Source organism: Lichenicola cladoniae (assembly GCF_013201075.1).
In the GTDB taxonomy this organism is placed as follows: domain Bacteria; phylum Pseudomonadota; class Alphaproteobacteria; order Acetobacterales; family Acetobacteraceae; genus Lichenicola; species Lichenicola cladoniae.
Genome location: NZ_CP053708.1, coordinates 4506414 through 4527406 on the forward strand (window position 1 = coordinate 4506414; position 20993 = coordinate 4527406).

Annotated in this window: 15 protein-coding genes; 3 read left to right on the plus strand and 12 right to left on the minus strand. The window is 66.5% G+C overall.

All coding sequences use genetic code 11. The annotated features are described in order from the left end of the window. Positions 1–13 precede the first annotated feature (13 nt). The 7 genes from iolB to gspG all read right to left on the minus strand — a co-directional run bounded on the left by iolB (position 14) and on the right by gspG (position 9182). A complete protein-coding gene (gene iolB, locus HN018_RS20460) occupies positions 14–811 on the minus strand; it encodes a 5-deoxy-glucuronate isomerase (protein ID WP_171833776.1) in 798 nt (265 codons plus the stop codon). Between the two features lie 25 nt (positions 812–836). Further along, complete coding sequence (gene iolD / locus HN018_RS20465; RefSeq protein ID WP_171833777.1) at positions 837–2711, minus strand: 3D-(3,5/4)-trihydroxycyclohexane-1,2-dione acylhydrolase (decyclizing); 1875 nt, start codon at positions 2709–2711, stop codon at positions 837–839. Positions 2712–2724: 13 nt separating this feature from the next. Further along, on the minus strand, positions 2725–4659 hold the full coding sequence (locus HN018_RS20470; protein ID WP_456307003.1) for a bifunctional 5-dehydro-2-deoxygluconokinase/5-dehydro-2-deoxyphosphogluconate aldolase: 1935 nt from the start codon (positions 4657–4659) through the stop codon (positions 2725–2727). Positions 4660–4815: 156 nt separating this feature from the next. Then, entirely contained in the window at positions 4816–6042 is a 1227-nt protein-coding gene (locus HN018_RS20475; RefSeq protein WP_171833778.1) for a type II secretion system F family protein, read from the minus strand. A 179-nt stretch (positions 6043–6221) separates the two neighbouring features. Then, positions 6222–7967, minus strand: a complete 1746-nt coding sequence (locus tag HN018_RS20480; RefSeq protein WP_171833779.1) for a GspE/PulE family protein — start codon at positions 7965–7967, stop codon at positions 6222–6224. 29 nt (positions 7968–7996) lie between these two features. Next, a complete protein-coding gene (locus HN018_RS20485; protein ID WP_171833780.1) occupies positions 7997–8755 on the minus strand; it encodes a prepilin peptidase in 759 nt (252 codons plus the stop codon). A gap of 1 nt (position 8756) precedes the next feature. Continuing rightward, a complete protein-coding gene (gene gspG / locus HN018_RS20490) occupies positions 8757–9182 on the minus strand; it encodes a type II secretion system major pseudopilin GspG (protein ID WP_171833781.1) in 426 nt (141 codons plus the stop codon). Between the two features lie 144 nt (positions 9183–9326). Between gspG and HN018_RS20495 the strand changes: the two genes are divergently transcribed. Next, positions 9327–9794 (plus strand): lytic transglycosylase domain-containing protein, encoded by a 468-nt coding sequence (locus tag HN018_RS20495; protein WP_239478868.1) that lies wholly within the window; start codon positions 9327–9329, stop codon positions 9792–9794. A 9-nt stretch (positions 9795–9803) separates the two neighbouring features. Here the strand turns inward: HN018_RS20495 and HN018_RS20500 are convergent, their stop codons facing one another. From HN018_RS20500 to HN018_RS20515, 4 genes are all read right to left on the minus strand, one after another. Continuing rightward, positions 9804–10613, minus strand: a complete 810-nt coding sequence (locus HN018_RS20500) for a ferritin-like domain-containing protein (protein WP_204259591.1) — start codon at positions 10611–10613, stop codon at positions 9804–9806. A gap of 264 nt (positions 10614–10877) precedes the next feature. Next, positions 10878–12050, minus strand: a complete 1173-nt coding sequence (locus tag HN018_RS20505; RefSeq protein WP_171833783.1) for an acyltransferase family protein — start codon at positions 12048–12050, stop codon at positions 10878–10880. Positions 12051–12088: 38 nt separating this feature from the next. Beyond that, positions 12089–16909, minus strand: coding sequence for an FkbM family methyltransferase (locus HN018_RS20510; RefSeq protein WP_171833784.1), 4821 nt, complete (start codon positions 16907–16909; stop codon positions 12089–12091). A gap of 85 nt (positions 16910–16994) precedes the next feature. Beyond that, positions 16995–18512 carry a glycosyltransferase family 4 protein gene (locus HN018_RS20515; RefSeq protein WP_171833785.1) on the minus strand — a complete coding sequence of 506 codons (1518 nt, stop codon included), beginning with the start codon at positions 18510–18512 and terminating at the stop codon, positions 16995–16997. 202 nt (positions 18513–18714) lie between these two features. Between HN018_RS20515 and HN018_RS20520 the strand changes: the two genes are divergently transcribed. Together HN018_RS20520 and HN018_RS20525 are read left to right on the plus strand one after the other, a co-directional pair. Continuing rightward, positions 18715–19821, plus strand: coding sequence for an FkbM family methyltransferase (locus HN018_RS20520; RefSeq protein ID WP_171833786.1), 1107 nt, complete (start codon positions 18715–18717; stop codon positions 19819–19821). After that, the gene (locus tag HN018_RS20525; RefSeq protein WP_171833787.1) at positions 19818–20162 is read left to right on the plus strand and encodes a hypothetical protein; all 345 of its coding nucleotides are present in this window, start codon (positions 19818–19820) and stop codon (positions 20160–20162) included. The genes HN018_RS20520 and HN018_RS20525 overlap by 4 nt, the downstream gene beginning before the upstream one ends. Positions 20163–20357: 195 nt before the next feature. On the opposite strand, the gene HN018_RS20530 is transcribed toward HN018_RS20525, so the two are convergent. Continuing rightward, positions 20358–20843, minus strand: a complete 486-nt coding sequence (locus tag HN018_RS20530) for a flavin reductase (protein ID WP_171833788.1) — start codon at positions 20841–20843, stop codon at positions 20358–20360. Positions 20844–20993 lie beyond the last annotated feature (150 nt).

Below are 20993 nucleotides of genomic sequence, written 5' to 3' on the forward strand. Positions count from 1 at the left end.
TGCGTAGGCCGGATCAGTAAGGAAGGTGAGCCTGGTCCGGGTCCATGCTGAATTTCCACTGGCGGACCGGACCGGCCATCACGTTCAGATAATAGAGGTCGAAGCCATGCGGCGCACCGACCGGATGATAGCCCTTCGGGACCAGGACGACATCGCGATCTGCGATCGCCATCGTCTCGTCGAGCGATCCGTCCTTGGTATAGACACGTTGAACCGCGAACCCGGAACCGCGCCGGAGCCGGTGGTAATAGGTTTCCTCGAGGTAGGTCTCGTTCGGCGCGTCGTCGGTATCGTGCTTGTGCGGCGGGTAGCTCGACCAGTGCCCACCGGGCGTCACCACCTCGACCACCAGAAGTGTCCCGGCGGCCGCGGTGTCGGGAAGGATGTTGCGCACATACCGCAGGTTGGTGCCGGTGCCACGCTCGATCTGCCCGACATCGGCCGGCGTGATCAGGCGGGACGGCAGCCCGCCCTTAGCCGGCGAGGCGCAGATCGCCAGCTCCAGCTTGCCTTCCGCACGAACCGTGAACGGCATATGCGGCGGCAGGTAGACCGCATAGGGGCTGGCGTCGAACGGGCTCGAGCGCTCGCCGAGCAGGCCATAGTCGGTCTCGCCGGCGGTGATGCGCGCACGGCCGGCGACCAGCACCAGGCACAGCTCGTTATCGTCGCCCGGCCGCGACAGCACTGCACCGGGCGATAGGTCGATCGCCTCGAAACCAACGTAACCCCAGCCGGCGGTTTCCGGGGTGACGCGCTGCACGACGCCGCCGACATCGTCCAGGCGCGGGTGGATCAGCAGCTTCGACATGAGAACTCTCCCGTTCCGATCACGGTCAGTCGCCGACGCGCTGGTTCAGGCGTGCGGTGACCTGCTGCGCGTGCGCATCGTTCACCGGGGGCCGGATCGACACTTCCGGCACCGCCACGTCCCACCAGGCGCCACCGGCATCGGTGGTGGCGACCGGGTCGGTATCGATCACCACGACGTAGCTGCGGTCGCTGGCGCGAGCCCGCTGCATTGCTTCGGCAAGCCCAGGCAGGTTGGCCACCTTCTCGGAGGTGGCTCCCATGGACCGCGCATGCGCCGCGAAGTCGATCGCCGGGAACTCGCGCATCTCCTGGCTGTCGCACCAGAGATTATTGAACGGCGCGCCGCCGCGTTCCTGCTGCAGCCGGTTGATGCAGCCGAACCCGTGATTGTCGAGCAGCACGACGACGAGCTTGTGCCCGAGCATGACTGAGGTCTGCAGCTCGGCATTCAGCATCATGTAGGAACCGTCACCGACCATCACGATGACCTCGCGGTCGGGACAGGCCATCTTCACGCCCAGCGCACCGGCGATCTCATAGCCCATGCAGGAGAAACCGTATTCCATGTGGTAGCCGCCGGCACGCTCGGGCTGCCAGTGCTTCTGCAGCTCGGCCGGCAACCCGCCGGCGGCGCACACCACCACGTCGCTCGCCAGGGCACCGCGTTGCACCGCGCCGATCACCTGCGCATCCGACGGCAGCGCCTGCTGGTTCGGCGCGGGCAGACCGGTGTAGCGCGACGCTGTTTCGAGCCACGCGCCGCGCGCAGCCTCGGCCAAGCCGGTCCAGCCGGACTCCGCGCGCCAGTCGCCGAGTGCGGCCGAGAGCGCCGCGAGTCCCGCCTTTGCGTCGGCGACCAGCGGCTGAGCCCGATGCTTGGCCGCATCGAAAACCTGCGTGTTGAGGCCGATGATCTTCAGGTCCGGATTGCGGAACAACGCCCATGAGCCGGTGGTGAAATCCTGCAGGCGGGTGCCGATGGCGAGGATAAGGTCCGCGTCCGCCGCCATCTCGTTCGACGCGCTGGTGCCGCTGACGCCGATGCCGCCCATGTTCATCGCGTGCGAGGTCGGCAGCGAGGACTTGCCCCCCTGCGTCTCGCCCGCCGGAATACCGCGCTTGGACAGGAAGGCGGCGAGATCGGTGTCGGCGCCGGAGTAAAGCACTCCGCCGCCGGCAATCACCATCGGCCGCTTCGCTGCACGCAGCAGTGCCACCGCCTGGTCGAGCTCATAGTCGTCCGGGCGCGACCGACGGGGGCGATGGATGCGCTCGGCGAAAAAACTCTCGGGATAGTCGAACGCTTCCGCCTGCACGTCCTGGCACAGTGCCAGCGTGACCGGCCCGCATTCGGCCGGGTCGGTCAGCAGCGTCATCGCACGCAGGAAGGCCGGGATGATCTGCTCCGGCCGGGTTATGCGGTCGAAATAGCGCGACACCGGGCGGAACGCGTCGCAGGCGGTGCTGGTGCCGTCGCCGAAATCCTCGAGCTGCTGCAGCACCGGGTCCGGCATGCGGTTGGCGAAGGTGTCGCTCGGCAGCAGCAACAGCGGCACCCGGTTGACGTGCGCGACCGCGGCGCCGGTCACCATGTTGAGCGCGCCCGGCCCGATCGAACTGGTGCAGGCCATCGCCCGGCGGCCGCGCGACGCCTTCGCGAAGCCGGTGGCGGCATGCACCATGCCCTGCTCGTTGTGGGCGCGCAGCGTGGTGATGTCGGAGCGTGCGCCATGCAGCGCCTCGCCCATGGCAGCCACATTGCCATGGCCGAAGATCGCCCAGACACCGGCGAAGTACGGCACCACGACGCCGTCGATCTCGACCTTCTGCGCGACCATCGCCCGGACCAGGGCCTGCGCCATGGTGAGTTTCACGGTCTTGCTTGATGGTGACTGCATCGTCGTCATTCCTTCAGGCGCCGGCCTGGTATGAGCGCGCACCCCAGGCTTGGACCAGGGCCTCGAATCGTTCGGCCATCGTGTCGACCGCCTCGGCATCCTCGATGCGGCCCGCGAGCCAGGCTCGGGCCGGATCGATGAAGATCGTACGGCCGATGGCGAAGCCCTTGACCCACGGCGTTGCCGCGGACGCCGAAAAGGCGGCGATCAGATCGTCGGCCGGCGCGTCCAGCCCGAGCATCACGACACCGCGGCACAGCGGATCGCCGGCCTCGATCACCTGCCCGGCCGCACGCCAGGATGCGCCGGAACGCAGCGGTTCGAGCTTCCACCAGTCCGGCTTCAGGCCGATCGAATACAGCCGCTCCAGGATGCGCGGCACGGTATCGTCGGTCAGCGGACCATGCTTGCCGGCGATGATCTCGATCAGCAGGTCGCGGTTCTGGCGGCGGCAGGCATCCTGGATGCGGGCCAGTTCGCGCTCCTGGCGCAGGCGCAGCGCCTCGTCATCGTCGGGATGATAGAAGCACAGGCATTTCACCACCTGCTCGGTCGGCCATTCGACCAGCTGCGCGCCGATGCTCCCGAAGCCGTTGCGCGCATCGCGCTCGAACTCGACCGGGCGCGAACCGGTCTGTTCCACCGGACGGGCCACCCAAAGGCCGGCATGCGATGCATCGAACAGCGCCTCCTGCCCGTAGCGTCCGTCGAGAAACATCCCGAAGCCGGGCCGGCCCTTGGCCACCCGCGCGGCGGCCTGCACGGCGAGCCGCTTGAAGGCGCCGATGCGGTCGAAAGAGGCACCGACCTCGGTGGCCACCGCTTCGAGCTGGATCCGATGATCGCAGGCGAATGCCAGGATCGGCGTCGGCTGCACCCGGCGCGTGGTTGCCCAGTGCAGGTGGTTGATGTCGGCATCGTGCCGGAGGCTGCGCGTCGGCGAGCCGTGCTGCAGGAAATACTGCAGCTCGACGAAGGTCGGGATCTCGGGCGAACACAGCAGCCGCGAGACCGCGAGCGCTCCGCAGGCATTGGCATAGGCGCAGCAGGTCTCGATCGGTTCGTCGCGCAGCCAGCCGCGCAGGAAGCCGGACATGAAGGCATCGCCGGCGCCGAGCGTGTTGTAGACTTCGACCGGAAAGCCCGGACCCTTGATGCCGTCATCGAGACTGTCCGGGATCGCATCGTCGAACACCACGCACCCCATCGGGCCGCGCTTGCAGACGATGACCGCACCGGGTGACAGGCGGCGGACGATGCGGATCGCCTCGAGCGTGTCCTCGCTGCCGGCAGCGATGTGCAGCTCTTCCTCGGTGCCGACGATCAGGTCGCACTCGGGCAGGATCTCCCGCAGCAGGGCGCTGACGCCCTCGGACCGTACGTAGCGGGACTCGCCCTCGTCATGGCCGGCGACACCCCACAGGTTCGGCCGGTAATCCACGTCGAACAGCACCTTGCCGCCGGCCTCATGCACCAGGCGCATCGCCTTGCGCTGCGCCGCGGCACTGTGCGGGCGGGAGAAATGCGTGCCGCTGACCAGCACCGAGCGGGTGCGCGCAATGAGCGCCGGATCGATGTCGGTCTCGTCCAGGGCGGCATCGGCGCAATCGGTGCGGTAGAAGATCAGCGGGAAGGTGTGGCTGTCGCGGACGCCGACGAAGGCAAGCGCGGTCAGGCGGTTCGGGTCGGTGTGCACGCCTTCGGTGGCGACGCCCTCGCGTCCCAGTTGCTCGCGGATGAAGCGGCCGAACGGCTCGTTGCCGACGCGGGTGATCAGGCCGGAGCGCAGGCCGAGGCGCGAGGTGCCGATCGCGATGTTGGTGGGACAGCCGCCCACCGCCTTGCTGAAGCTGGCCATGTCCTCGAGACGGGTGCCGATCTGCTGGCCGTACACATCGATGGAGGATCGTCCGATCGTCACGATCTCGAGCTCAGGTTCGCTCATCATGTCCCTCCCGCGCGAGGACCGAATAATCGGAGCATTCCATACAGCCGTCAATACGGAACGGATGTTCCACGCCGTGCGGGCGATCTAGTGTGCAGGCACGGCAGGCATGCCCGGCCTGGAACCCTCGTTCCAGAACACGTCACCATACCGAATGAGCTACTGCGCCAGGTCGTTCAGGCTCAGCATCGCCAGCAGCAGCGACGACACGATGCCTGCAATGGCGGCACCCATGATGACCGTGATGATCGGGACCAGCAGCGCCACCAGCCGCCCAACGCGCACGCGCACCTGCTCCTCATGGATTTCGGCCGCGCGCAACGCCATGGTGCCGAGCTGGGCGGTTTCCTCGCCGAGGCGAAGCAGATGAATCGCGCGAGCGGGAAAGATCCCGGCCTTGTCGAGCGTGCGGGACAGCCCGGCTCCGCCCTTGGCGCTTTCGGTCGCGTGGTCGATCGCACCCAGCACCGCGAGGTTCCCGATCACCTCTCGCACGATCCCCATCGCGGCAATCAGCGGAACACCGTTTCCCAGCAACGTTCCGAGAGTGCGGGTGAAACGCGCCGCCAGCACTTCGCGCATCAGCAGCCCGATGATCGGCAGGCGCAGCATGGCCCGGTCGGCGACCAGCCTGGTTCGTTCCTGCCGCAGCATCTGACGCGCCAGGACCGCGAGCAGCACCAGGCCCAGCAACAGGAACAGCCCGTAGCTGCTCAGGATGTTGCCGGCTGTGATCAGGAACTGCGTCGATTTCGGCAGGGCGGCGCCGTTCTGCTCGAACAGCGGCACGAACTGCGGCAGCACCTTGGTCAGCAGCAGGACGATCGAGCCGATCGCGGCCAGCGACAGCATTGCCGGATAGATCATCGCCGATTGCAGCGTGGTGACCAGCGCACGCTCGCGTTCCATCAGCGTCGCCAGCCGTTCCAGCGTCGAGGACAGGTCGCCACCCGCCTCGGCAGCACGGATCAGGCCGATATAGAGGCGCGGAAAACTGTCCGGATAGCGCATCAGCGCCGCATTGAGGGTCGAACCGTCCCGCACCGCCGCACGCAGCCCGTCCAGCACCCGGCCGACGCGCGGGTTCGGCGCGGTTTCGACCAGGAAGCGCATCGCCCGGTCCAGGTCCTGGCCGGCGCCGAGCATGACCGACAGCTCGCGGGTGAGGTTGGTGACTTCCTGCCGGCGCAACGAACTCCGGCTCAGGCGTCCAACCTCGAAGCGTAGGCCCGCCTCGAGCAGCCCGCCGCCGGACGGCTCGGCCCGCATCGGGATGTTGCCCTGCCGCCTGATCCAGGCGACTGCCTCGGCCTCGGTCGCGGCCACGGTGGTGCCCCGCACCGTCTCGCCGGTCGGGGTGATGGCAGTAAAGCGGTAACTAGCCACCCGCCTCAGCCCCCCGACGCTTCGCCGAGATCAGTGAGCGTTCGAGAGTGTGGTGTGCCGAGTGAGAGCGAAGCGCCCGTCGTGGCTGTCGAGAACCGGAGCGGAGCGGCCTCCTGGCCGTGAGCACCGGAAGCACAGACAGCCGCGTCGGATCGTCGGCACAGCGCGCTCTCGAATGCTCACCCATCCTGGTTCTCGGAGCGGATGCTCCTTGCCACTTCCTCGATCGTTGTCGTACCGGCCAGTGCCGCATCGATGCCGGCATCGAACATGGTGATCATGCCGCCGGCGATGGCGGCGCGCTCGATCGCGCTGTGGTCGGTGCGGGCGAAGATCAGCCGCTCGATCTCGGCATCGGGGGCGAGGAACTCGGCGATCGCCTGGCGTCCGCGATAGCCGGTACCCCGGCAGTTCGGGCAGCCGACCGGGTGGAACAGGGTGAGCGGCCGGCGCTCGGTGCGTGTGTCGAGGCGGAACCGCTTGATCAGCTCGGCCGGCGCCGGCTGCTCGGTCTTGCACAGGTCGCAGAGCCGGCGGACCAGCCGCTGGCCCATCACGCCCCGCAGCACGGCGGTCAGCAGATAGTCCTCGACGCCCATGTCGCGCAGCCGGGTGATGGCGGCGGCGGCGGAATTGGTATGCAGCGTGGACAGCACCAGATGGCCGGTCAGGGCCGCCTGCACCGCGATCTGCGCCGTCTCCAGGTCGCGGATCTCGCCGACCATGATCACGTCCGGGTCCTGGCGCAGGATCGACCGCAGCAGGGTCGCGAACGACAGGCCGATCTGCGGCTTGATCTGGATCTGGTTGATGCCGCTGAGCTGGTACTCGATCGGGTCCTCGACCGTCACCACCTTGCGGGTCACGGCGTTCAGGGTCAGCAGGCCGGTGTAGAGCGTTGTGGTCTTGCCCGAGCCGGTCGGGCCGGTGACCAGCACGATGCCGTTCGGCAGCGCCAGCATCTCGTCGAGCCGATGCACAACCTGCGGAGCCAGCCCCAGCTTCTCGTAGTCGAAGGTCACCGCATTGCGGTCGAGCACGCGCAGAACCACGGTCTCGCCGTGCAGCGACGGGATGGTCGAGACGCGGAAATCGATCTCCTGCCCGCGCACCGCGAGCTTGATCCGGCCGTCCTGCGGCAGCCGGCGCTCGGCGATATCGAGCCTGGCCATGATCTTGATGCGAGACGTGATCGCCGGGATCAGGCGTGGGCTGGGACTCTCCATCTCGTGCAGCACGCCGTCATAGCGGTAGCGCACGCGCAAGCGATCCTCGAACGGCTCGATATGGATGTCCGATGCGCGGGTCTCGACGGCACGGAAGATGATCTGGTTGACCAGCCGGATGACCGGCGCCTCGGACGCGAGATCCTTGAGGCGCTCGGCATCCTCCTCGAGCGGGACCGCCTCGTCATCCGGATTGGTGTGGGTTTCGCCCTCGCGCGGATAGAGCCGGTCGAACGCCGCCTCCAGCTCGATCGGCACGGCGATCTCGGTCCGTACCGGATAGCCGGTCGCGGATGCGATGGCGGCAGGGGCGAACAGGTCGAGAGGGTCGACCACCGCCACGACCAGTTCACCGGCCTCGAGGGCGATCGGCAGGGCCCTCACGTCGCGCAGGAAGCGGGGCGTCAGCTTCTCGGGCAGCAACGGTTCCTCGGGCGGATAGCGGTCGGTGGAGACCACCGGCATCCCAAGCAGTTCGGCATAGCCGTCGGCCAGGCCGCGCTCGGACACCAGCCCGAGCTGCAGCAGGATCACGTCGAGGCGACCGCCGCTTTCGTCCGCGGCGCGGTTGGCGCGGTCTAGGCTGCGGGCATCGCAGCGGCCGGTTTCCACCAGCAGCCGGCCGAGCCGGGCAATCGGCGGTTCGTCGGTCCCGACGGGTTCGTCGCTGATGGCAGGCACGTTCGGAATGAAGTTCATGGTCTGCCTCCGAGGCACTGCTGCATCGTTCAGGTGGCGCCGATCATAGACACGGCCGGAGCATACAGCCACACCGTGAACAGCGAGAAGGCGAGGCCGGGTCCGAACGGGATCGCGATTTCGGGCCGCGCTCGCCGGCCCGGCCAGGCCGCGACCAGGGTGACCAGTGCGGCCACCAGCACCAGCACCGGCAGCGCCGCGAGGCCGACCCAGGCGCCGGATGCCGCCAGCAGCTTGGCATCCCCGGGACCGAGCCCGTCGCGGCCGCGCAGCCGGCGATAGGACCAGGCCAGGCCGGCGAAAGCGACATATCCGACCAGGGCGGCGGCGGCATGTTCAGGCAGCGCGTTCCGGTCGAGCATCCAGCAGGACAGCAGGCCAAGCATGAGCAGCGGCAGGGTCAGCACGTCCGGGAGACGAAGGCAGCGCCAATCGATCCAGGCCAGCGCGAGTGCCGTCCAGCCCAGGACGCAGCCGGACCAGAGCCAGGCGACCGAGGCGCTGTGGAGCCACCAACCCACCACGACCAGGCCGGCAACCAGCATCGCGGCGAGCTCGATCGCCGGGTGGAAGCGCCCGATCGGCGCCCGGCAATGGCGGCACCGGCCGCCCAGGACGAGGTAGCTGAGCAGCGGGACAAGGTCGGGCGCGGCGAGGGTGGTGCCGCAACTCGAACAGGCCGAGCGGGCCATGGCGACCGGCTGGTTCAGCGGCAGGCGCACGACCAGCACGCCCAGGAAGCTGCCGACGATCGGCGAGACCAGGAGCGGCAACAGCCAGTCCGGCATGCTACTTGTTGCAAATCTCGGCGGACGTATCGTTGGCACGGCCGCCGGGGCCGGTGGAGCACAGATCGTAATCGTGCCCGTCGCGGTTGGACGGGTTGCGATAGATGTAGGCATGATTCCAGGGGTCGAGTGGGGTCTGGTTGCTCTTCACGTAGGGGCCGTTCCAGTTCTCGGCGCTGGAAGGCTTGCTGACTAGGGCCTGCAGTCCCTCATCGGTGCCGGGGTAGTTGCCGACATCGAGCTTGTAGAGGTCCAGGATCTGCCCGATGCGCTCGATCGACTGCTTGGCGATGGACAACTTGGCGCCGCTGAGCTGCCGCAATACGGCCGGTGCCACCAGGGCGATCAGCAATCCCAGGATGGCGATTACCACCAGCAGTTCGATCAGCGTAAAGCCACTATCGCGGGCTGGGCGGCGATCGGTCATGGTCGAAAACCCTCGAGGTGCTGGAAGACTGGCGTTGTACCCCTGCCCGTATAATCACTGTATGAGCAGCGTCGAGGTAAGATAGAATAGGTAGATGATCATCGCGCTGTCTGCTGGCTGATGCCTGTCCCATATCTGACCTGTATGGCTCTGGTGGCCTCAATATACCATTTGCCTCCGCGCGTCCTGCCGTCGGTCCAGGGGGTCGAAGGCGGGTGGGTGGGCAGCACGCACCGGAATACCAACAATACCGAGGATCTGGGTGTGATGCAGGTCAACACGACCTGGCTGTCGCCGCTGGCACACTATACGCATACTCCCGTTGCCACGGTCTACACGCGACTGCGCGATGATGCGTGCTACAATATCGCTGCCGCCGGTGCTATCATGAGAACTTATCTCGACGAGACCGGTGGCAATCTGATGCAGGCGGTCGGCAATTACCATTCGCATACGGCGACGCTGAATGTAGCCTATCAGGCACTGGTGATCAGATCTGCAAAGCGGCTGTTTTTGCCGAATGGAGTGAGTAGTTCCATTCAGCGCAGTCCGGCAGAGCGTATTGCGCTGCAAAAACGCCTCGTTCGCATCGCTAAACGCGAACGAGGCTGATTTTATGGATTAAGCGATCGCACCGTTCAGCTTGTTCGGGAAGAACAGATAACCGGACGCCGCACCACCACCGTAGACGATGTTCAGCACCTGAGCCGTCGTGCGACGGAAAGCCAGACCGTTGCTGTCGTTGGCGACGAAATTATAGTCATTTCCCGGGATCAGCATGCGCTGCTCTGCCTCTCCACCCGGGACGATCTGTGCGGACAGAGCGCCACGCAGGTCGGAAATCGCGTCAAATGCGACGCCTGCACCGATGTCGGCAAGCAGAGTACGGATCGAACCTGAATGGTACGCTTCGACCGCAAGAATGCCGGCAGCAGCCTCGAGGTAATCGGGATTGGTAATGTAGCGGGCCGCACCCGCATAAGCGGTGACCCCGACATCTTCGAATATCGACGCACCCAGCAGGAAGCTGATCTCGTCGGCGAACGGGTTGAAAGTCTGACCGGACGTGATCAGGCCGGCAGCCTGGGCAAGCACGGTAAAGCTGGTCGACAGGTTGATCGTCGGCTCTGCAACTGCACCGGTACCGAGAACAGTGCGAATGAAACGGACATGTGACAGTTCGTCGACCGCGATGCGCTGTGCATACTGCTGGATCGCCGCCGACTGGAACGGAACCGCCGAACCGCCGGTTACAGTTCCCTGGGTGCCGGTGCCGGTAACAAGCATGTTTCCGGCGAGCGTCTGACCAATAGCGCGAAGATAGAATTCGGCTTCCAGGTATTCAAGGTTAAGCGCGAAGTTGAAGATATCGCCATCAATGTCGGGGGTTGTGATGGTGGCGGCGCTTGCAGACTGGCTGCCGAGCATCATTCCGCCAGTGCTGAGCGCACTCATGGCCGCAACACCGGCCAGCCCGGCACCGGCGCGCTGGAACAGACGGCGACGGTTCAGCTCGGCAACGGTCGGAAGAAGCGCTTGGGCCTCTAGATTGTCACTCATTGGGACGTCCTCTCGATCGGATTGATGACGCCGCCAAAATGGAGCTCCAGCGTCCGACCAACTGTTACGCACCAGCCACCCGTTACGGATGCATGCTCTTCGGCTTATTTCTCGACGTCCCCAATAACGTTTTCGTTACCTGAAACAGGCCTTCGCAAGGGTCCGGCCGATCGAGATAGAGGGTCGCTCGACGAGCCTGTGCAAGATGATCGCGAGGGCCAGCAAGCTTATCAGCGCGGTGATCAGGCAACTCAGTGGCGACCATCCGAAGCGCAACAGCAACAGTTTCATAATCGACGCGCCGACGATCATGTGAACGACATAAATCGGGTAGCTGATGTCCGCAAGACGGTCGAGCAGCCACGCCCGCCTGATCCGCTTTCGAAACAGAAAACTCGCTGAAAACAACATCAGCGCGTAGCCGTAGTTGAAAAGGACAATCGGATATTGCTCAGCCTGTGGTCCGATGCGCCAGCAAAAGACGAACAGAACAAGCAACACCATGATGGAGCCGAGAAGCCCGGCGACCGTCAGGCCTCCGTTTGCTACCGATCGCAGCCTCAGCGTGAAGAGCATGCCGATCAGCATGAAGACGAGATAGACGCTCTCCATCCGGAGCGTCTGCCGAACAGTGTCGAACGAGGAAGCAACGACGCCCGATCCCGGTGAGGGCAGTCGTAGCAACAAGGCAATCACGGTCAGCACACTGCCGATCGCAACCGGAAGCCAGAGCTTCCGACGTCGCAAGGCCGGCGCAACCAAGGCGGCAATCATATAGAATTTGAGTTCAATGCTGAGCGACCAGTTCACCAGGTCGATGCTCGGCGATCCGGACACTGTATGAACCAGCAACAGATTGGCCAGGATAGTCCCGGTCGAATACGGGAACTGCTTGTTCCAGAACCAGCCGTTCAGGTGCAGGACCAGAATCTCAATCAATAGGGCAGCGATGTAGGTCGGATAAATGCGCAGGATCCGGGCCAGCAGGAAGCCGCGCGTGCTCAGCCGGTCGAGCGAAAACGGAATGACCAGCCCGCTGATCAGAAAGAACAAGGCTACCCCGAACGGGCCTGCCATGAACCATGGACTCGCGACAATCGCGGTAAAACCGGGGCGCGTTCCCTGCTGCACGGGCGTACTGGTTGCAAGCGCGATAAAATCGCGAGACCACCAGAATACCCCTACGAGATGGCTGACGACGACCGCGAGAGCAGCAATACCGCGAAGCTGGTTTGCGAATACCAGGCGCGGCGTACCACCCATTTCATCCGGCTCAAGCACACCCAGACGCGCCGTCTCCGACCGCATCGTCGACAACCGGCGCGACGCTGCTGCCGTTTCGGCTATCACCGGTTCAATGCGCCTGTCCGAACCAGCCCGGTCATCATGCCCTGGAGAAGGTGCGCGATATCGCCCCACTGCCGATCGGCAATCCAGGTCTGCGCGGACGCCTGTAGCTGCTCGCGCAGATCGGCATCCGAGATCAGCCGGTCCAGCCCAGTTGCGACCGACGATGCATCGATGCCGGCGAAGCGGAACACCGCATCACCGGCCTCGGCGAACAGTTCGATCGGCGTCACGGCCACGGGCACGCCGGCGGTCATGGCGGTTCGGAGGGCCGCGCTCGACGCCTCCTTCGACGGCAGATAGGGCAGCGCCAGCACGTCGCACATCGCCAGCAATTCGAGCGACATGTCGTTCGGCATGAACCCGGTGCGAAACGTCACCACCTCGTCCAGCCCAAGGCTGCTGGCCAGGTCAAGGCAGCGGGCGATCTCCTCGCGCGAGATGTCCGCATCGTACTCGGCATTCACCAGCAGCAGCCGCGCACCCGGCCAGCGCTGGCGCAGCTCCGCCATCGCCTGGATCAGGGTGTCGATGCCTTTGCCGGGCAGGAAGAAACCGTAGCAGCCGATCAACGGCGGTCGGCGGGTTATCTCGTACTGCCACTGCTCGACCGCATGCTCGAACCGGTGAACCGGCGCCGGCGGTAGCGACACCGCCGCGCCGTGCGGCAACAGGGTGAGGTTCGACAAAATTCCCAGGCCCTGCAGCCGCCGCAGGTCCGCAACGGTATGGACCAGCACCCGGTCCAGCCTGGCCAGCGCGGCGAGCACATGCGCGAGTTCTGCCGGCACCAGCTCATCCAACAGGCGCGTGTTGTGGAGTGTCGCCAGCAGGACCCGCCCGGCGAGGGCCGGATGGGCTATCAGCTCGGCCAGCGTCATGAACGACAGCAACCCCGGCTGGTGCTGAAGCATGACCGCATCCGCATCGTCCGCGGCGATCGCTGCAGCCAGCGGATGCAGCGATCGTGGGTCGCCCATCTGCCAGCATGGCCAGAACCGGTCGGCTTCCGCAGGCACGGAAGGTGTACGCGTGTCGCACAGCACTCGGACCCGGAAACTGCCCTCGCCGGGCGCACCGGCGAGCCCGGCCAGGAGCTGGCGGGAATATTCGGCGACACCGCAGCGCTGGCTCCAGCTCGATACCCAACTGACACGCACCGGCATCCGGGGCGGCGCCAGCAGCAGATCGATTGCCAGCGCCGCGTAGGCCCCGGCCAGAGCTTCGGCATCCGGCAATACGGGTGGCTGGACCTCGACGGACCGTGGGGATAGCGCCTCGTGCAGGGCGACGACCAGGTCGTCCTCGTCCGGTTCGAGCCAGAGCGAGTGCGGCGTCGCCAGATGAGTTTGCGACGGCTCGGACCGGCAGCGCAGCAGGCGTACCCCCGGATGCGGCGCGTCGCCGTCCGCGCAGAACTGCGTGTGCCCGCCACGACCGGTGACGATTAGATGGAGGCCGGCCGAGAGCGCTTCCGCCGCCGGCAGGTTGAACCCCTCGCCGCGGGTCGGCAGCACCATGGTGTCGGCATCGCGATATAGCCCGACCAGCTCGGCCGGCTCGAGGTCGCGATCGACAAGTTCTATCGGCGCCAGTTCCGGATCGGCGTGCCGCAGTGCCGCCAGCATTGCGGCGACCTCGTTATGCGGATTGGGAAAGCCCTTGATCAACAGCCGGACCGGATCGCCCGCCCGGAATGCCCGAGCCCACGCCCGCAACAGCACGTCCACGCCCTTGCGCGGAAAACACGACGACACATGCAGGAACCGATGCGTGGCGCCCACCGGCTCGACGGCGCGGATCTCGCGCAACGCTGCGAATTGGCCCAGCGCGACCGCGGGCGGAATCACCCGGACCGGAATACCCAGGCCGCTCTCGATGAGCGCATCGCGCACGAAGCCGGTCGGCGCCACGACGGCGCGGAAATTCGCGGCCAGCAGATCGATCGTCCGGGCGGGAAGCAACGACTCTTCCCAGAACAGCGTCGCCACCGACACGTCGCCCGGCCGCGGCGGGACATGCACCGGATAGTGCTGGCTGATGACCAGTTCGGGTCCGGTCGCGTGCGGCTGCCGATGCACCAGTGCGGCGATCGCGTCGGCCTGCTCCGACGGCACGCCGGACAGGTCGAGCGTCGTCGTGCCTTCGACGGGAAGCAGCCTGACCCGGCCGGGGCGAGCCGCCTCGAGATCGAGAGCGAGGTCGCGATTGATCGCGGCCAGGCTGTAGCTGCCATTGACGTGGCCGGTCACCGAGAAACGTAGGTTGGCGCCCAGCATCGACGCCGTCGTCCGGTTCAGCGGGAGCGCAGCACCGGCGCGCAGCAGCGCCTGCTGCAGCACCACGCATTGTCGGTCCAGCCCCAACCCATCGAGCCGTGCGGCCTGCCGCGCGCGCTGCGACATGCGTTCGCTTTCGTCCGAGGCCAGGTCCAGCATCGCCGTCGCGACCGTCTCGGGCGCGGTGTCGTCGAGCAGGCGTCCGGCGCCGGCGAGTGTGTAGGGCACCGCACCGCCGGGCCAGGCCAGCACCGGCACGCCGTGCGCCATCGCCTCGACCAGCGGCACGCCGAACCCTTCGTGCCGGCTCAGCGACACATACAGGTCGGCCGCGCCGTACCAGGCATCGAGCTCGTCGTCGGTCACCCCGCCGGTGAGCAGGACACTCGACTCCAGGCCGAGCGTTGCGATCCGCTCGCGAAGCAGCCTGGCATAGAGATCGTCGACGCCGCCATCGCGGCCGACCAGCACCAGTCGGGCGGGAGCCTGGTAGCGGGTCCGGAACACCGCGAACGCCTCGACCAGGGCGAGCTGGCCCTTGGCATCGTTGATGCGGCCGACGAACAGGATGGTGAACCACGCGCCGTGCCCGGACCCGGCGTCGCGCAGAACCAGCGCCGCCGGGACGGCCGCCGCGGCGCGGGCACGGAGGGCGTCGACATCGAAAAGCAGCGTGCAGACCCGCACCGGCGCGATGTCGAGGCGGTGCAGCTCGATCGCGTTGAAGTCGCTGTCGGCCAGGCTGACCGACACCTGGTTCTTGAAGGCGCCGAGTTGGCTCCGGCCGAGCCGGGCGTAGTGGGCGAGGTGCGGGTGCCGGACCAGCAGCTCCGGCGGAGTTATGTTGTGATAGAACAGGATCTTCGGCGCCGGCAGGTCGAGCACCTGAGCAAACCGGTCGTAACCCATCGAGTGCCTGACGATCAAAACGTAGCCGTCATGGCGGGGCAGTTCCTCGAATGGCCGCAGCTCGTGCGCCAGCGCCTTGGGCGGATGCTCGGTATAGATCTCGCTGCGATAGCCCATCGAGCGAAGCAGGCTGCGGGTCAGCAGCATCGCATTGGTGATCGCATCGCCGACCGCAGAGCCCGAATGGAACTGGTGCACCGCCAGCAGCCCGCCCGACATCGCCTGCCCGGGCTCGAGCCGCGTCGAGCCGGGCGGCGGCAGAATCGGCAGCGCGGGCTGTGCCGGGGGCTGCGACGCCGGATCGTCCAGCTCCGGCTCCGGAAGCGGGTCGGGCGTCTCGGCCTGCACCTCTTCCGGGGCTGCGACCGGTGGCGGCCGGTCCGCTGGGGGCTGCTCCGGCACGTCCTGAACCGGGTACGGTTCGAGCAGCGCCGGCGCCACGACGGGCACCTGCGGGTCCGGGTCGCCGGTCCGGCGGGTGATCGACACCAGGCGACGCAGCGGTTCGGTCAGGCGCCAGGACGTGCTGTGACGCAGCGCATGCAGGGTGTCCCGGAGGGTCGCGGCATCCAGCTCCACCGCCTGGATCTGCAGATGCGCCTGCTGTAGCCGCATATGCGTCTGTTGCAGCTGCAGCTGCGCCTGTTCCCGCTGCAACAGGGCCTTCTGCAGCCGCAGATGGGTCTGCTGCAGCTCGTGACGGCTTGCATGCAGGGTGTGGCCCATATCCGTGATGATGCGATCGGCGTCAGCCTTCGCTGTCAGCACCTCGGCATCGCGGTCCGCGACCGCCTGGCGAAGCTGGGCGATCTCATGCCCGGTTCGTGCAACCAAGCGCTGCGTCAGCAAGGCCTGCTCATGCAGGGCGGCATCGGCAGCCTGCAGGCGTACCTGCAGTGCCTCGCGTTCAGCCTCGGCGGTTCCGAGCCGGCCGATCAGGCTGCTGTCGTTGGCGCGCAGGAAATCGTCGAACACGTTCGGCGGCGTGCGGAAGCATGGTCCCAGCGCATCGAGCCGTTCGCGCGCGACGTAGTAGCGGTTGAGCCCGTCGAACCAAACGAACACGTAGTCGACCGCGGTGAGCAACGGCTCCCACACCGCATGCGTCTCGCGCGTTGAGAGCGGCGCCGTCGCCTCCGCCAGAATGATCCACGGCCGGAACGAGACCAGGTCGGCACCTTCGAGCACCGCCCGCTCCGCACCCTCGACGTCGACCTTGAGAAAATGGATGTCGGGCGGGGCATACAGCCTGCAGATCTCGGCCAGCGTGAGGACCGGGATCGTCGTCTCGCGAACCTTATGCGCGGTGCCCGCATACGTCGCCGCGACCGCGCCATCCAGAGTCGAGAGGCCGGTTCCGTCGACGACGTGGAACGGCGCTTCCCCGGCCTGCGCACCGAGGGCGATCTGCAGCGTGATGTCGCGCGGCCGTGCCGCCTGTAGCCGGGACGCCTGTTCCACCACCGGCTCGATGTTCACCCCACTCCAGCCGCGATCGTAGAAGGCGCGGGTGACGCTGTCGGTGTCCGGATGCTGCGCACCCACGTCGATGTAGAAACCACCCGCGACATGGCCGAGGGCACGCCACAACAGCACGTCCTCACAATTCTGCGCGTAGGAAATGAACGTCATGGACGGTTCGATCGCATGGCTTGCTCTACGTGCGGGGCGGCAGGACGATCATGATCGGGCGCCTGTCGGGAATTATGCGCGTCCGCTACGCCGTGGCAACGCCTTCGGCGAAGGCGTCGGCCACGGGCAGGCGGTTCCGGCCGTGGTCGATCGCCCTCAGGATGGCGCGTGCGGATTCGTCCCAGCTGACCGGCCGGAACTCCGATGCAACCCGCTTGCTCCAGGCCTCGGTACCGTCCGGGTCCTCGATCGCTTGCCGGATGACGCGGCAGGCTTCGGTGCCGTTCTCGGGGTCGAAGTAGCGTGCCAGCGGGCCGCCGGCTTCGGGCAGGGCGCTCGCATTGGAGATGATGCAGGGACGTCCGAAGCTGAAGCTCTCGGTGACCGGCAGGCCCCAGCCCTCGTAGAAAGACGGGAACACGGTGAACAGGCAACCGTCATAAAGCCGCTCCAGCTCGCCATCCTCCGGATTCTCCACTAGCAGGATCTTGCCGTCGAGATACCGTGCATTCGTCAGCTGCTGCATGAGGTCGGCGACCAGCCAGCCGACCCTGCCGGCGAACACCAGCGTCGGCACCCGGTCTGCCGGCATCTCGTCGAGCAGCCGGCGCCAGACCCTGAATAGCAGCGCATGGTTCTTGCGCGCCTCGATCGTCGACACCATCAGCACGTAGCTGCGCGCCGGCGGCAACCGGTCGGTGCGCACGACCGGCACGGCGTGGTCGGAATGACCGACCGGCCGACTGAAGCCGGTGCCGATCGGAATCACCGACGGTGTTGCGCGCAGCGGCAGTTTCCGCCGGTCCGCGACCGCGAGAATGTCATGGGCACTCGCCTGGCTGATGGTCAGCAGCGTGTCCGCCAGCGACAGCATCCCACAGGCCCAGATCTCGAACCGGTCGACGAGGTTGCGATCGCACCATTCGGGCCGCAGCAGCGGGATGATGTCGTAGATGAGCAGGGCGATCCGCATCTGCCATTTGTCGCGCACCCGCGTGATCATCTGGTTGTAGAACGGGTGGAACCAGGGCGAGCCCAGGATGAGCAGCACGTCGCCGGGCCCGGCACTGGCGTCGAACGTGGCAACGGTGAGCCCGTCGGCAGCCGGCACCGTGGCCCGGCCGCGCGCGACGGTGGTGCGTAACTTGGAGACACGGCCGGCCGCGGCACCGGTCAGCTTGCCGGCAGCCCGCACGCTCTCGCGCTGGGCCTTGAACAATCCGACCATGGGCGTGCGCAGATCGAGCGGAATGCGGTAGGCGACCCGCCGGGCCAGGCTGCCGAGCACTTTCGACCCGGTGGCGACGACTGCCGACCCGGGCGTCGCCGGGGCAGCATCCGAACCATGCGCCGACGGCGGCATGCTGGCGTCCGCGGACGCAGTCATCCGGGCATGGAGCGCGTCGATCTCGGCGAACGGGATGGTCTGGAAGCTGTCCTGCGCCGAGGCATGACGGATGAAGCCGACCCGGTCGCGGGTTTCCGGCATCAGAGCCAGCGAACGGCACAGCTCGAACTGGATCCGCTGAATACCGCTCGGCCGGGCATTGAAGGCCGAGTACTGGAACAGATCCTCGACGTCGACCCAGATCCTGTTGGGCAAGCTTGTCTCCCGCCTGTGATCCTGTTCAGCGCGGGAGTGCGCCGAGAAATTCGTAAGTGTCGCGTCACGAGGTTGCGACCGAAGTCATCATACCCGAAGCCACGGACGGCGCTTTGCGCTCGACGAAAACCGCTGCCAGTATTCGTCGCATCACACCCTGCCAACCCTGGCGGGGGTGCGCCAATCGGAGCAGCCCGTCAACGTGGCCCTGTTGCAGACAGAGACCGGCAAGCGACTGGCAGAGCCCTCGCCCCCGGCACCAATGCATGAACCCTGGACCGGCGGGTTTTCGCCTCGTGCGACCGAAGCGGACATCTACCATTGTTTCCGGCTGCTGTTGGGACGTCTGCCAAATCGCGAGGAGTGGCCCGGGCACACGGCGCGTATCGGCGAGCCGCTCGATCAGGTGGTGGCGAGCTATGCCGGCTCCCTGGAATTCTCCCGGCGCGGACTGCATCGATCGGTGGCACTGGGCGAGGTGCAGCTGGCCGAGTTGGCGCGGTTCCGCATCTACACCCAGGACGACGATGCCTCGGTCGGCCACCATGTCCGCGAGGATAATTACGAGACCGACGTGAGCGCGGTGTTTCGGCACGTGCTGCGGCCCGGTTCCAACGTGCTCGATCTCGGTGCGAACATCGGCTACTTCACGATGTTGTCAGCAGAACTGGTCGGGCCGACCGGATCGGTCATCGCGGTGGAGCCGAACCCGACCAATGCACGCCTGATCGAGGCGAGCCGGCGTGCCAACGGCTTCAGCCAGGTGACCATCATCCAGGTCGCGGCTGGTCCGGCCCCGGGTCTGCTGGTGTTGCACCGGGCGCACTCGAACGGCACCACGTCGGTGCCGCCCGACGATGTCGCGGCGCTGCTCGACTCCGAAACCGTCGGCTGCGTACGGGCCGATACGCTGGTGCCGGAAGGCAGGCGCATCGATCTCATCAAGGTCGATGTCGAGGGTGCCGAATATTTCGCGCTGAGCGGCTGCACCGGCATCATCGAGCGCGACCGTCCGGCGATCGTAACCGAGTTCAGCCCGTCGCTGATGCCGGGAATTTCCGGGATCAGTGGTCGTGCCTATCTCGACTGGCTGATCGGGCATGGCTACCGGCTACGGATCGTGATGCCGGACGGCAGCCTGCGCACCGCCGAGCCGAATGCGATCATGGCCGAACATGCAGCCCGCGGCACCGATCATCTGGACCTGCTGGCCGAACCCCTGCCCATGCCGCCGAAGCCGGCAGCCCCAAGACGGGTCGGCCTCCTCACCCGGATGCTGCAGCAGCGCAACCCCGGTGCCCCGACATGAACCGCCGCCACCCGACGACCCTGCCCAGGATTCTGCTCGCCGCCGCGACCGTGGCAACCCTGTCCGGCTGCGCCACCCGCGGCTGCGACAACCCGTATGTCCTAGACTATATCGACAACGCCGACAGGAGCAGCGACCTCGCCTATCTCGGCCTGGTACGCGACGCCGTGCGAACCGACCCTGGCCCAAAGCCGAACACCGCCTATTGCTCGGTCTGGCAGCGCATCAAGAACCCCGCCTACGGCAGCACCCCGACCCAGCCCGAGTCCCTGCTACGCCCCCAACATTACACGATCACCCAGTTCGACCACGGCTGGCGCATCGTCCCCACGATCCCCTGACACAGCCAGGGGATCGAGCGAGGACTACCTCCCCGGCACCCTTCCGGCACCGAGTTCGCCCAATGCGCTGTGCCGAGTGAGAGCTCCCCTTGGGGGAGCGCCCGTCGTGGCTATCGAGAACCGGAGCGGAGCGGCCTCCCGGCCGTGAGCACCGGAAGCGCAGAGAGCCGCGTCGGATCGCCGGCACAGTAGCATTCAAACGTGGGAAAGGCCGTGGTAGGCGCGGGCGAAGTAGACCAGCGCCGCTGCCGGGTCGCCGAGACGGATGTCCTGCACGTGGCAGAAGATGACGCTGTGCGTGCCGACCTCGACAACGCTTGAGACCAGGCAATCGAACGAGACCAGCGACTGCTCGAGCACCGGGGCGCCGGTGACCAGCGTGGTCCAGACGCCTTCGGTAAAGCGTTCCTCCATGTCCAGCTTGCCGGCAAACGCGACCGATATGTCGCGCTGGGCGTGGGCGAGGGTGTTCACGCAGATCGGACCACCCTCGATGAAGGCGGCCCGCGAGCGAGAACTGCGATTGATGCAGACGAGCAGGGTCGGCGGGTCGTCGGTCACGGAGCAGACCGCCGACGCGGTCAGCCCATGACGGCTGACTCCATCGCCTGTGGTGATGACGTTGACCGCTGCGCCAAGCCGCGACATTGCCTCGCGATAGATCGTTGTATCGACGCCCATCGTGCTTCTCTCCCTGCTGCCAGACGTGGCGCCCATGCTCGACGTGCTTCATGTTCGAAGCGCGTGACGTTATCAACCATCCTTCGCACAGGGCGGGCTCACGGTTATTGGCGCCGCTGTGATTCACATATATACGCGCATCCCGACGTA